The organism is Rhizobium sp. UBA1881 (assembly GCF_002338015.1).
GTDB lineage: Bacteria > Pseudomonadota > Alphaproteobacteria > Rhizobiales > Rhizobiaceae > Rhizobium.
This window is the reverse complement of record NZ_DDHH01000125.1, coordinates 20,534-34,030: the sequence shown is the minus strand read 5'-3', so window position 1 is coordinate 34,030 and position 13,497 is coordinate 20,534. Positions and strand designations below refer to the sequence as shown.

The 13,497-nt window shown below is 60.4% G+C and carries 11 protein-coding genes; 5 read left to right on the top strand and 6 right to left on the bottom strand.

The window, feature by feature from the left end:
- Window positions 1–93: 93 nt before the first annotated feature.
- Window positions 94–312, bottom strand: coding sequence for a hypothetical protein (locus B3605_RS15445; RefSeq protein ID WP_296434911.1), 219 nt, complete (start codon window positions 310–312; stop codon window positions 94–96).
- A 117-nt stretch (window positions 313–429) separates the two neighbouring features.
- Here B3605_RS15445 and B3605_RS15440 point away from each other — a divergent pair, with 117 nt between their 5' ends.
- Entirely contained in the window at window positions 430–1,311 is an 882-nt protein-coding gene (locus B3605_RS15440; protein WP_112941130.1) for a LysR substrate-binding domain-containing protein, read from the top strand.
- A gap of 900 nt (window positions 1,312–2,211) precedes the next feature.
- On the opposite strand, the gene B3605_RS15435 is transcribed toward B3605_RS15440, so the two are convergent.
- From B3605_RS15435 to B3605_RS15420, 4 genes are all read right to left on the bottom strand, one after another.
- Complete coding sequence (locus B3605_RS15435; RefSeq protein ID WP_112941249.1) at window positions 2,212–3,249, bottom strand: AI-2E family transporter; 1,038 nt, start codon at window positions 3,247–3,249, stop codon at window positions 2,212–2,214.
- 151 nt (window positions 3,250–3,400) lie between these two features.
- The gene (locus B3605_RS15430) at window positions 3,401–5,215 is read right to left on the bottom strand and encodes an SLC13 family permease (RefSeq protein ID WP_113008598.1); all 1,815 of its coding nucleotides are present in this window, start codon (window positions 5,213–5,215) and stop codon (window positions 3,401–3,403) included.
- 57 nt (window positions 5,216–5,272) lie between these two features.
- Entirely contained in the window at window positions 5,273–5,794 is a 522-nt protein-coding gene (locus tag B3605_RS15425; protein WP_112941128.1) for a DUF1269 domain-containing protein, read from the bottom strand.
- Window positions 5,795–5,934: 140 nt separating this feature from the next.
- A complete protein-coding gene (locus tag B3605_RS15420) occupies window positions 5,935–6,906 on the bottom strand; it encodes an alpha/beta hydrolase (protein WP_296434908.1) in 972 nt (323 codons plus the stop codon).
- A gap of 471 nt (window positions 6,907–7,377) precedes the next feature.
- Here B3605_RS15420 and B3605_RS15415 point away from each other — a divergent pair, with 471 nt between their 5' ends.
- Both B3605_RS15415 and B3605_RS15410 read left to right on the top strand, forming a co-directional pair.
- Entirely contained in the window at window positions 7,378–9,207 is a 1,830-nt protein-coding gene (locus tag B3605_RS15415; protein ID WP_113168400.1) for an SLC13 family permease, read from the top strand.
- A 79-nt stretch (window positions 9,208–9,286) separates the two neighbouring features.
- Entirely contained in the window at window positions 9,287–10,729 is a 1,443-nt protein-coding gene (locus tag B3605_RS15410) for a metal-dependent hydrolase family protein (protein ID WP_112941125.1), read from the top strand.
- Window positions 10,730–11,075: 346 nt separating this feature from the next.
- On the opposite strand, the gene B3605_RS15405 is transcribed toward B3605_RS15410, so the two are convergent.
- Window positions 11,076–11,501, bottom strand: coding sequence for a hypothetical protein (locus B3605_RS15405; protein ID WP_296434905.1), 426 nt, complete (start codon window positions 11,499–11,501; stop codon window positions 11,076–11,078).
- A gap of 60 nt (window positions 11,502–11,561) precedes the next feature.
- On the opposite strand from B3605_RS15405, the gene B3605_RS15400 reads away from it, so the two are divergent.
- Window positions 11,562–12,053, top strand: coding sequence for a helix-turn-helix domain-containing protein (locus B3605_RS15400; RefSeq protein ID WP_296434904.1), 492 nt, complete (start codon window positions 11,562–11,564; stop codon window positions 12,051–12,053).
- Window positions 12,054–12,431: 378 nt separating this feature from the next.
- Window positions 12,432–13,481, top strand: coding sequence for a helix-turn-helix domain-containing protein (locus B3605_RS15395; RefSeq protein ID WP_113168401.1), 1,050 nt, complete (start codon window positions 12,432–12,434; stop codon window positions 13,479–13,481).
- Window positions 13,482–13,497: the final 16 nt, after the last annotated feature.

Here is a 13,497-nt window from a genome sequence, read left to right as displayed (position 1 = left end):
CGACTGTTAAGTCCGGACGGCCCTAGCGCGCTAGTTCGCAATCAGCGCCGCGCGAATAGGCAACCATCCAAGGCCAGACAGCCAGATCACGCATCAATCATGAAGGAGCATGTCGCTGATCGACGCGCTGGCCTCATCGGTAATCAAGGTATCCAGATAACAGTCCAGGGGTGCCGCCGCGGCCTGCTCGCTCGACGGCGCCGGTGCCGCACCCAGACCATGATCTGGAAGATGGCGCGCCGCAAACACGGCCAGCAAGAGCAGCAGCAGCCTTAAGATAAAGGCGCGCAGGATTTTTTCGGTCACGTTCATGGTGTTTCCTGGTTTTTCCAATGGCGTCCGAATAAAATGCGGAAGGCGACTTGGCACAATGTGGAAGATACAAGGGAAGCCTTCGTCAAATCCGAAGGGTCCTAGCCGGGAGGAAATATGCGCTTTGACATGACGGATCTTCGCCTGTTTCTCCATGTCGTGGAGGCGGCGAGCATCACTCAAGGATCCGAACGCTCAGGCATGGCCCTAGCGTCCGCAAGTGCGCGTATTCGTGGGATGGAGAACATGAGCGGAGTTCCGCTTCTTGACCGCAGCGCGCGTGGCGTGCGAGCGACGCAAGCAGGTGAGGCTGTCGCCCACCACGCCCGCATTGTGCTCGGGCAGATGGAGCAGATGCGGGGCGACCTCCAACTATTCGCGACCGGATTGCGCGGCCAGATCCGCCTGCTTTCGGGCCGCGCCGCAATGGCCCATCTGCCAGAAGCCCTTCGGCGCTTTCTTGTGGATCATCCGACGATAGACATAGATCTGGAGGAACGGCAGAGCCCTGACGTCGTTGCAGCCGTCGCTGGAGCTCTTGCCGATCTGGGCATCGCTGCTGATACGACCGACACCGGCTCGCTCGAGACCCGACCGTTCAAAACCGACAGACTCGTTCTGATCACTGCTTTCGACCATCCACTGGCGCAACGAAAATCGGTAGCGTTCCGCGACGTGATCGACGAACCATTTATCGGCTTGCCTGCTGACAGCGCGTTGCAGGGGCATCTCGCGACCCATGCCGCCCGCGAAGGCCGGCAATTCAAGTTACGCATCCGCCTTCACAGCTTCGCAGATATTTGCGCGATGGTCGCAAGTGGGGTGGGGCTTGCGATCGTTCCAGATATCTACGCCAAGCGATATCAGGACGTGCTTCCACTTGGCGTGCTTACACTCACGGACGCTTGGGCGCTAAGACACCTTTTGGTCTGCTCGCGTAACTTCGCTGCCCTGCCCGTTCACGCGAGACACCTCGTAGAGCACCTGACGGCCGAATGACCCTTGAGGGACGCCGTGCGTGCGTAGGCCCGAATCCCTGTAGAAAGCTTGCAAAGCAACTGCGCAATTGGCTGAGTCCGCAAGCAGGCCTGGCACCATCAGTTAGATGCGGTCGAATAAACGATCCATTCCTTGGTCCACCAATGTCGAAGATCCCATTTACCCGCTTGTCGAGCGGATACGCTGCGCGAGCAAAGATCAAACTTGGCCTGTCCACCAGTAACAAGACTTGTCAAGGCTCAGTGCGCCGCAGCCTCAGACGGACGAGATTCGCCATTGGCTAGCAATGCTGTTAACGGTGGGGCGTTTGCCGAATGAAGGCGCAGCGACTCGTCGACTACGCGTCCTCCTCACGGCGAGCGTAAAATGGCGAAGATTCTACGAACAATGTGAGTGGCCCAAACCAGCCGTTCAGGTGCAACGGCGCAATACTCGGCAATTACACATTCCTTATGCGTAAATCGTCCAGCAGATGGGCGATGCGTCCCTAATATGGGTCATTGCCGTGACTACTCATTGACAAGGCCTTAATTCCACAACTATCTCGCCGAACTTTTCATTGATGGAGTGGCAGGATGCGCCTGAATATATGGACTGCGTTTGCTTTGACCTGCGCTCTCGTGCTGACAGCGTCGCCTCCGGCTCCGGCTTATGCCGTGACTGTCAACATTCACGTCGGCTCTGATCTCAACTTCGGCCGCGCGATCAGTTGCAGGCAAGGGCAACAGCTCCTTCAGAACCGCGGGTTCCGCAATGTGCGCCGCGTCGATTGCAGGGGCAGAACATTCATTTATCACGCAAGGCGCGGCAGCAGCGATTTTGAGATCGCTCTCAGTGCTCACACCGGCCGCGTGATCCGCATGACCAGGCTTCGCCGATAACCATCCATTCAGCCTGACTTCATAGGAACTTGCCATCACGTTCGCTCGGCGCGCCGAGGATCTCCGCTATCCAGCGCGTCGCGGAAAAGCGTGTGCAGAAGGTAAGGATCGCGATCGTGATTGGGACGCCTATGAAAGCGCCGAACACGCCCCAGACGAACGACCAAGAAAACACCGAAAACAGCACCAGGAATGGCGACATCGCGAGCGCGTAACCTGCAACACGCGGCTCGATGTAACTTCCAATCACGAACTGTATGACGTTGAGCCCGACGAAGATGACGATCGCAGCTTCCGGCGAGCCGAATTGCGCCAGGGCGTAAGCGCTTGGCAGCAACGTTGCCACGAAAGGTCCCATAAACGGTATGTAGTTTAGCGTAAAGGCGATGACGCCCCATTCTGCGGCAAACCGCAGACCGAAGAGCGCGGAAAGCGCGCAGACCAACGTGCCGGTGGCTAGGCTCATTACGGTGCGCACGGCCATGTAGCGCCGCAGCTTGGCTGCCGTCTGCAACGCGCCGCCGATGATCGCATCGGCCTTCTCTTCGCTTAGAGCCTTTCGAATATTGCGCGCGACGGCCTCGGTATCGAGCAGCCCCAAGAGTACATAAACGACCACGACGACCCAGAAGGAGATCATCGTGTTCAAGCGAGCGGTCACGCCTTGCAGTACGCGGAGCAGCGAACTGAAGTTGAAGTAGTCCGCCCAGACGCCGGCGATGACGATGCCGTGCCCGTCGAGCCATTGAACGAGATTGCCATAAAGCAACTGGAACCGAGCGGCATCGCTGACGACTGAGCGACCGATGCGCCCGAAACCCCAAGCGGATATCGACGCCAGGGCAATGAAGACGCAGACTATCACGGCGACCACCACCGCAAGCGCCAACAGCTTGGGGAGAGCCCGTTGCAGGCTCTGCTGGAGCGGCCAGGCCAGACCGATGATGAAAAGCGCGCCGGCAACGGGAGCGAAGACGCTGGCAGCCATTCGGAGAACGCACAAGACCGCTATCGCAGCAAGGATCGCCAGGAGAGTGATGACCGCTCGGCTATTCATCCAGTCGACATCCTCTCCGATTGCCTTCGAGCGACCATCCTCACAAATATCATTGGCCGGGCAATCGGTTGCCTGTCCCAAAAGCATGCCTGACGTCTCTAATCGGTATGACGGTGACCTGTTCGCGGTCGCCTGCTCCTGACATCGACACCTAGTTGAACGGCCATATCCGCGGGACCAGGAAGACGGCGACGATGAAGAACCACGCCATAAGCGGGGTGCCGAGTTTCCAGTAGTCGCCGAACCGATAGCCGCCCGCGCCCATCACCATCATGTTGGTCGTTGTCGCGATCGGCGTCATGAAGGATGCGGATCCGGCGATGCAGAGGCTCATCAGCACCGGGTGCGGCTGGATATGCATGGCGGAGGCCGCGGCCATTGCGATAGGAATGACCAGCATGGTCGTCGCCGTGTTGCTCATGACCTGCCCCAACACCGCCGTGAGCACGAAGAGACCTGCGACCAGAGCGCTCGGTCCGGCCGAACCGAGCGCGGAGACCAGTTCGTCGGCGACGAACTTCGCCGTGCCGGATTGTATCATCGCCGTTGAGATCGGCATCATCGCGCCAATCAGGATAACCGTCGTCCAATGAACGGCGCGATAGGATTGCTCGACGGTGATCGCGCCGGAAGCAACAAGCACGCAGGCGCACAAAATGCCCGCGACGGCGGGTGGGACGATGTTCGACGCCAGCATGATGACAAGCCCGATCAACGTCGCAACGGCGACCTTGGCACCGGGCCCCATCGGCACGGCGTGGCGGCGAACGAGGTCAGGGGAATCGACGACGAGGACGTCGGGATCATCCAGGCGCATATCGAGCGCTTCCCAGCTTCCTTCGAGCAGGATGGTGTCGCCGGCCTTGAGCTCAGGCCTGGCATAGTCAATTTCCGCGCCGCCGCGATGCACCGCCAGGACGACGAGATCGCCGCTCTCGGTAGCCAAGCCGGGAAACATCGATTGACCGATCAGCTTGGATCGCGGCGGGATCATCACCTCGGCTAGGCCGGACCTGCGATTGAATGCGGTGCTGCCGCTGCCAGTCGGCGCATCCTCGCGAACAGCCAAATGGAGCCGTGCAGCAACCTCGGCGACAGCCTGGGCGGCGCCGCGCACGAGCAGGTAATCATCGGCAATCATGGCCCTGTCGCGCACCGGATAACCGGATGCGGTAGTCTGGACGGCCATCACCTGTATGTCGCTCGCAGCACCCAAGTCGATGTTGTCGGTGGGCATCCCAACCAGAGGCGAGTCTCGCCGTATGCGAAGCCGGAAAAGCCCGTCTTCAAGGCCGTAATGTTCGACCAGCGTCTGGGCGTGGCCGCTGAAGTCGGCGGGGAGCCGTGCATTTGTCTGCCTGGGGAGCAGATACTTGCCCAACAGCAGGATAACGAAGACGGTTCCGGCGAGAAGCGGAACGCCGACAAGGGCGAATTCGGTAAAACCGAAGCCTTCAAGCCTGGCATCTTCAAGTGCCTCCGAAACCAGGAAATTCTTAGGCGCCCCGGTCAACAGCAGGTTTGCTCCGGCATGGGCGGAGAAGGCCAAAGGCATTAATAACTGCGCGGGCGATTGATTGAGCCGCACCGCCGCGAACACCGCGATGGGGATGAGAGCCGCCACGGCACCGCTGCCGCTCAGAAGCGACGTGAGACACCCAACCGCGATCATGAGAACGAACAGAAGCCGGCTACGGTTGTTCTGACCGGCCAGCGAGATGAGCGCTTGTCCGCACCACGCGGTGACACCGGTTCTCTCAAGCGCGGCACTGACGATGAAGAGGCTGGCGACGAAAAGGACGGCGCGATCGCCAAAGCCGGCCAATGCCTGATCCAGCGTCACGAGCCCTGTCGCCCATAGTGAAAGCGCCGCCGCGAAGGCGACGGCGATGACGGGCAGCCTGTTCCACGCAAAAAGAACGATCGTCGCGAGGATGATGCAGCAGGTCGTCTGGATCGGGGTCAAGAAAGACCTCCCCGTCTAGCGTGCCGGCATCGATGAAACCTCCCATGCATGGCGGCGTTACGAGGTTGCCGCTGGCGCCGTCTCCGCTTCTGCCTGCGCCGCGGACAGAGCTTCGCGCAAGGCGGCCTCCCTGGTCTCATCGAAGGACGTCTGCAGCAGTTCGCCGCCAATACCCTTGAGATCGGCCAGCACCTTATCAACAGTCATCTTGCGCACGAGCAGAAAGAGCCCCGCCGTGCCCGGCTGCAAGGCCGACGCGGCCTTCTTCATGAACTCGTCGTTGATGCCGACATCGCTGAGTTGGCCCGCAAGCGCACCGGAAGCAGCGCCCAGCGCGGTTCCAACCAACGGCATCAGAAAGATCGCCCCGATCAATGTTCCCCACAAGGCGCCCGAGGCAGCACCGCTTGCGGTGAGATTGACCATCTGATTGAGCTTGATCTGAGCCTTCTCGTTCTTCACGACGACAACCGCGTCTTCCAGTTCGATGAGATATTCCTGTTGAAGCGACAGGACCTTCTGCCGCACCTCTTCGGCCTTCGCTTCCGTTGGGAACCCGATGAAAATCAGATCGCTCATGCCCGCACCCTTTTGCTGAAAAGTCGACCTTTGGCGATACTCACGCACGCGCCGCACTTACGCTAGCAATTGCCGCGGCAATAATGATGCGCGGCGAATCCCAATATTGCGCCGGTCGTCCCATTTTTGGCTTGGGCGTCTCATTGGCTGGTCGCCATGTCGAAGATCAATATTGGCGCGGCAACCGCAAATGTCGCGGCGGCGCCGATAGCATCGACAGCCGTCGTGGGTCTCGCAACATCAGCGTCCGAGATTTGCTGCCCCTGCACCAGCCGATCGCCGATCAGCCGGACGGCCTCGGGGCTGGTGGCGAACAGCGCGTGATTGACCCGATCGCCCGAACTCAATGCGCTCAGATCCAGCACCGTAACACCGTGTAGATCCGAAAGGGCCTTGCGGTAGTCTTCCTGTGAGGGGTCGATCCCGCCAAGACGGGCATCTCCACGCGCAATGAACCGCGACAGCCGAAGCGCCAAATCGTTGCGCGCGACGAAAATCGTAATCTTGGGCCGATTCGGCCCCATATCCTCCACCTGCCGGCGAAAGACGCCGACATCCAGATCCGGGGAAGCGAGGATGAGGCTTGAGACCTTGCTCGGCACACCGCCCCGCCGCAGAGCGACCTGCCTGATCGCCTCGACCGTGAGCCACGCGCCCATGGAATGGGCGAGCACCACCACCTCGTTGATCGACTGGCTGTCGATCGCGGCCTCAAGCAGATTTGCCAGATCCGATCGAGAGTAGGAGGCGTTATCAAGGTCGCGCTTGTAGTCGAGAAACCGCCCCCGCGACGGCCATGAAAACAGGATCGGGACAGCATCCGCATCTGAATCGTGCACGAGTTGCGCAAAGCGGAAAACCGCGCGGTCGAAAGTCGTGCTGTAGCCGTGCACGAAAACGAAGGCGCGCCGTTTGTGGACCCCTGGGGCACGAAACGCGGCGGCGACATCTTCGCGCTTGATCGGGGTTACGGATGTCGCGGCGAAGGTCCGCTCGGGATCGCCGGGAGAACGGCGCGGAAGTTCAAGCGTGCCGGCCTTTCGATTTGGAGGAACTGAAATCCCGATCCTGGTGTAAGACACCGATGTACCTCGCTCCCCGCCGTAGAGCACCGAGGGGTCCTCGACAGGCGCCCGTGTCGTCGCCGCGATGAGCGTGATCTGATCGGCTTCCTTTGCAGGGTGGGTTACGTTCAAAAGCCCCGCCTGCGGGCCGGCGCATGTCACGAGACATGCGGCGAGAGCCAATACCATGAACAGCCGCCGCCAGCGCATCGTTATCTCGGCACGTCAGGGCGGCGATGCGAGACCCTTTCGCCAACACACACGGTTACCATCGCAAGAACGCTCTCCAAGCCCTATCATGTTCACCTGCTTCTAGGCCCCGCACGGGGTCAATAGCTCCAGCCATGAAATCGATCGGACCCGGAATACTCCGGGACGCACAGCGTAGCTTCGGGACGCCCGGCTCATGACATCTAGTATCCCACGGCTCATCCTGTCGGTCGATTTCACTGGCCCTGGTCGGCAATCAGCACCGTTGAAATCACCTCAAGATCGGGTCTTCTCAAAGGGATAGTGGAATTGAGCCCGGTAGCCCTCGTTGCGATCATCGTCGCTGCAGCGATCGTTCTTTTCGTGTGGAACAAGCTGCCGGTCGCGGTTGTCGCCATGCTGGTGTGCTTGTCCCTGTGGGCCTCGGGGATCCTCAGTCTTGATCAGGCGCTTGCGGGGTTCGGCGATCCCGTTGTCATCTTCATCGCGACGCTCTTCGTTGTCAGCTCAGCGCTCGAAATTACCGGTGTGACCGCCTGGATCGGTAAGCACCTGATCCGCGCCGCAGGCGAAAAAAGCCGCAACCGCTTTCTCGTCCTGATGATGAGCCTCGCAGCGATCCTGGCGATGTTCGTCGGGACGACCGGGGCTGTCGTGGCGCTGTTGCCCGTCGTCATCGTGATTGCAGTCCGCCTTGGCCGAAAGTCCTCGCAACTTCTCATGCCGCTTGCCTTCACGGCGCATGCCGGCTCCATGCTGGCGCTGACCGGTACGCCAGTGAACGTCCTTGTCTCGGACGCCGCGATCGACGCGGGTTTCGCAGGCTTCGGCTTCTTCGAATTCGCCCTGGTCGGCCTTCCGCTCCTCTTCGGCAGCATGGCGATCATCGTGCTGCTTGGCGAGCGCCTTTTGCCGCAACGAAACGGAATAGCCATCCCCGCGGATTTCAGCCAGCACGCCCGGACGCTGGTCGAGCAATATGGATTGGGCAATGACATGCACCGCCTGCGCATTCGTGGCTCTTGTCACTATGTCGGCAAGACGCCATCGACAATCGAGATAGCGCCTCACGATGGCATGCAACTCGTTGCAGTACACGAGGGCGACACGGCCCAGCCGATCCGGCGGCAGCACATCGCGGAAGGCGATCATATTCTCCTGCGCGGCGACGCCGATATCGTGGCGAAGTTCGCGGCCGAGACGCACCTCTCCTTCCGCGAGCAGACAACAGGCGCCGACGACATTCTCTTCACCCACAAATCGGGGCTGGCCGAAGTGGCGATCCCACCGCGATCCGGCCTGATTGGGCAAAGCGTTTTCCCGGGCATGGTGACCGAGAGCGGCGATCTGATCGTCCTCGCCGTCCAGAAAGCCGACACTCCGATCGACGACATCGAGGCGAACAACCAAACCGGCGCGGTCGTGCTCGGCGCCGGCGACACGATGCTGTTGCAGGGAACCTGGAAGGCGCTGGACACGCGCCTCAGCGACCCGGATGTGCTGACCGTTGGCTCCCCGGATCTCGTTCGTAGGCAAGCGGCGCCAATGGGCGGCGACGCTAGGCGTACCGCCGCGATCTCGGCAGCGATGATCCTTCTTCTCGCGACCGGCCTCGTGCCGCCAGCGGTGGCAGGCTTGCTGGCAGCAGGAGCAATCGTTCTGTCGGGAATCCTCACAGCGGAGCAGTCCTACAATGCGGTCGGCTGGTCGACGGTGGTGCTCGTCGCCGCGATGAAACCGCTCGGCACCGCGATGACGGAAACCGGCGCGGCGCAACTCGCCGCCGACCACCTTCTCTATATTCTCGGGCAGAGCAGCCCGACCATGCTTCTCGCGGGTCTGTTTGTGACGACTGCGGTGCTTGGACAGTTCATCAGCAATATGGCGACCGCCTTGATCGCGATCCCGATCGGCGTTGCGGCTGCGGCCGGCATGGGCATCTCCCCACGTCCCGTCCTGATGAGCACCGCCGTCGCGGCAGCGGCAACCTTCTTGACGCCGATAGCAGCGCCGGCGAACGCCTTAGTCATGGGCCCCGGCGGCTACACTTTCGGTGAGTATTGGAAGCTGGGCTTGCCGCTACTTGCCTGGTTCTTCGTCGTTGCCGTCTTCATCGTCCCGCTCATCTGGCCGTTCTAGGTGGTGGGCAATGCCATTACAGATCATTTCGCGGCCATGCAGATCGGCCGCAACGCAATGAAACCAGGGAGGAAAGACAATGCTGCGGATGGGAGAGAAGTATCGCCACCTTGTCCACGACGCGGGCTGCGGCTGCTCGCATCCTGACCTGCAGAGGGCTTCGCGTCGGCTCGAAGCATTCTCGCGACGTGATCTCCTATCGGGCTTAGCGGCGACCGCCCTGGTCGGCGCCCTGCCCGCGCAGGGTCTGGGGCAGACGGCAGCCAAACCAAACAAGACCCTCTTGAGCAATGCCCGGCTCTTCGACAGCAAGGCCGGCACTGTCGTCGATAATGTCCAGGTGCTGATCAGCGACAACCAGATTGCCGATGTCGATCGCTCCCACGCGCCGCCGCCTGACGGCGCAACCGTTCTGGACTGCCGAAACGGCGTAATCATGCCGGGCCTTATCGATGCGCACTGGCACACGATTTTCGCAGCGGTGCCGCTGAACCTGCTCCTCGGCGGAGATCCCGGTATCGTCTTCGCCGCTTCCACCGCTGAAGCCGAGCGCACCTTGATGCGCGGTTTCACGACCGTGCGCGATCTTGGCGGCCCCGTTTTCTCCTTCAAGCAAGCAATCGACGCCGGCCTTATTCCCGGGCCACGGATCTATCCGTCCGGCGCCATGATCACCACGTCAGGCGGGCACGGCGACCTGCGTCTTCCCACCGAGATTCCGAGGGACGGAAACAAGCTAAGCAGCGGCGAACTCTTTGGCGGCGCTGCGATCGTCGATGGTGTAGCCGAATTGCAGCTTCGGGTACGCGAACAGCTTCTGCAGGGCGCATCACAGGTGAAGATCGTCGGCAGTGGCGGTGTTTCATCGCCCCGCAGCCCACTTGATATGATCACCTTCAGCGAGGACGAACTGCGCGCCGCGGCCGGCGTCGCGGCAGATTGGAACACCTATGTCGCCCTCCACGCCTACACCACCCGCGCCGTTCAACGCGCCTTGCGCGCGGGCGTCACCTGCATCGAGCACGCTCATCTGATCGACGAAGAAACAGCGATCATGATGGCCGAAAAGGGTGTCTGGCTCAGCACCCAGCCCTTCCTCACGATGGCGGACGCAGCCTCTCAAAGCGGACCCGGCGTCGAACGCGCCAAGCAGATCTTCCTCGGAACCCCAACGCTTTACCAATATGCGCGCAAGCACGGCATCAAGACAGCCTGGGGATCGGACGTGCTTTTCTCTCCAGAACTCGGACCGCGGCAGAACATCATGCTGACTCATCTGAGCAACTGGTACAAGAACGCCGAGGTGCTGCAGATGGCGACATCAGGCAATGCGCAACTGCTCGAACTCTCCAACATGCGCAATCCTTATCCCGGCAAGCTTGGCGTCATCGAGACAGGCGCCCTGGCGGACTTAGTGGTCGTCGATGGCAACCCGACGGAAGATCTGACCCTAGTCGAAAATCCGCAGAAGAATTTCCTGGCGATCATGAAGGACGGGCGGCTGCACAAGAACACCCTTTGACACAGCGGACCTTTCACGGGCGGGGCAGCCTGATTCCAGCTCCCCAACATCCGGAAACACGTTAACCGGGAAAACGGACACGCTTTGCGTCTTTCTTTTACATAGCAAGAATTGTATTAGTGATCTTCGCTTTAGGTTTACCTTCTGCACACAGTCAACATTGCCGTGATGGTGTAAATCAGCTTCCCTCCGGGGGCACCATCGCTTACGTCGATACTGGTCACTTCATGCTTGCTTAGTCTTGTGTTCAAGGAGCGACATCATGAATGCACGGGTAGAATTGGGGTCGACATCCGCCGCGGCTTTCGCGGACGAACCACTGAGATGCGCAATCGAATGTGATACTTCACGCGCTCGCGCGCCAGAGCGGTTCGAGGTTTTCCGAAACTGGCATTCGTCCATCCTCGATGTCGGCCTGAAGAGCGGCGAGACGATTACCTTTGAGGCGACGGAGAAAGTCTGGCAGATCGGCGATATCGCCTTTGCCGTCATCGATGCGTCTCCCGATCATCTCCTGCGGTGGGAGCACAAGAAAAAGCCGGCCGTCGACAATTGGGTCGTCAGCGTCAAAAGCAGCGGAGCATCGAGCACCGCCGATAGCACCTCCCGACGAAAGCTTGGCATAACGAACCTCACGGCGCCGCATGCCTGCGAAAGCGAGGGGAGATTGATCGCGCTCTTTTTGCCGTACAACACGGTTGATGCCTCCCTCGACCCAGAGATCGCGGACGAAGACGCCCAATTCCTCGCCGACTATCTGATCCTGCTGCATCACAATCTCACTCATCTGCGCCGGAGCAACGTTGCGAGGGTCGCCGAAGCAACCATACACATGCTCGCAGCCGTGCTCGCGCCGTCTCACGACAAGCTGGCGCAGGCACAGGCTCCCATCGATGCCGTGATAACGACCCGCGCAATCAGGGCGATCGATGCCAAGCTTGCTGACCCCGACCTAAGTCCGGAGTATCTGTGCAAGAGTGTCGGCGTATCGCGCTCGCGCCTCTACCGGATTTTCGAACCCGCGGGTGGAATTTCGAACTATATCCGTCGAAAACGCCTGCTTGAGACGCGCCGCGCGCTAGCCGATAGCGCCAATGTGCACTCGATCGCGCAGATCGCGGAAAATATGGGCTTTACCGATCCATCGACCTATAGCCGCATGTTCAAGCGCGAATTCGGACTGTCGCCGAAGGAAGTGCGGGCGCTGGGCTGGCAGGGAATGCTGCATCCGGGCTCGCTCAAGATGGATCAGGCAGGTGGCAGCAATCCCACATTGAACACGCTGCTAATCAGCAACTCTCTTGGCATGTCGATGGGCAACTGACGATTTTGGCGAGATTTCGTTCCTTCCGCTTGGTGAGGCAGAAATGGACACTCTGCACAGGATTGGGATGGAATGCATATATTCAAACCGGAACATATGAATAGAGTTCCGTGATATCGACACGCAATTGCAACCACTAATGTCCTGCCTGAACTCAGCTTTCTAAGTTCGACCGAAATGGCTTTCTCGTCCTGCCGGCCAGCGCCTTGTTGCTGACAAGCCGACGCTTCGTGATCGCCATCGAACACGGAGTAATGCTTATGAGAGCCACAAGCGCATTGGCGATCCGCCACACCCTGCCCGTAAACGCGCGCTACATCCTCCCCTCCGGGCAACCAACCTTCTGTCAGACATAGATGCTCAACAGCAGGATGGATCATGCAGCACGACATCAACATTACCGGCAAGGACGAGGGCCAAGCTCCCCTCACATGCGTCGTCGACATCGACACATCCGCCGCGCCGCCGACCGAACAATTTGATCTCTACCGATCCTGGAATGCCAATCTCGGCGATGTCACGCTGCTGCGCGAAAAGTTCAGTGCGTTCAGCGCGCGCCAGCAGGTCTGGCAGCTCGGAAGCCTAGCGCTGATGTCCCTGGATTACCGGGGCACCGGTTATCGTCGCCGTTGGACTAGCAAGAAGGATCCCGTTTTCGATCACTGGATTCTTAGCGTCCCGCTGACGGTCTCGGACAATGGCGAGCTGACCACCCCCGGCCAACTGCATTGGCATTGCCTTGCCGCCCCCTATGAGGCGGAAGGCGAGGATGACGGAGCGCTTGCGCTGCTGCTTCCCCGCGACTTCGCGTTCTCACAACCCTTTGATCTCGCCATTCGCCCCGAGATGGCGGCCATGATCGTGGATTACCTCCAGCTACTGCACCGCTCGCTTCCCAACCGGATGGAGCGAGACGCCGAACATGTCGCGGTCGCGACGACCACATTGCTTGCCGCCTGCCTTGCGCCATCGCGCGATCACATCGTCGAAGCCGAAGGACCAATCAACGGCGTGATCATGGCGCGCGCCAAGAAGCTCATTTCCGCGCAACTCGCCAGGCGCGATCTATCGCCGGAAAAACTGTGCCGCGACCTCAACATCTCGCGGTCTCGGCTCTATCGGATTTTCGAGGCCAGCGGCGGCATTTCCAACTACATCCGCCGCCAACGCCTGCTGCGCACCAGGGATATCCTTTCCGACGACAAAGACACGCGCTCCATCTCGCTGATTGCCGAGGAATGGGGTTTTATGGACCCATCGACATATAGCCGAACCTTCCGGCGCGAGTTCGGGATGACGCCGAAGGAAGCCCGCGAGACCGGATGGCTCCGGACCAACGAGGCGCCGAGACTTTCCGCCGCCCATTTCGCCGGCGGCCCGCCTTGGAGCTCTCTGCTGGCGAGCGGCGATACAGCGAACCGCTCTTAACCGCTCCCGGAAACAT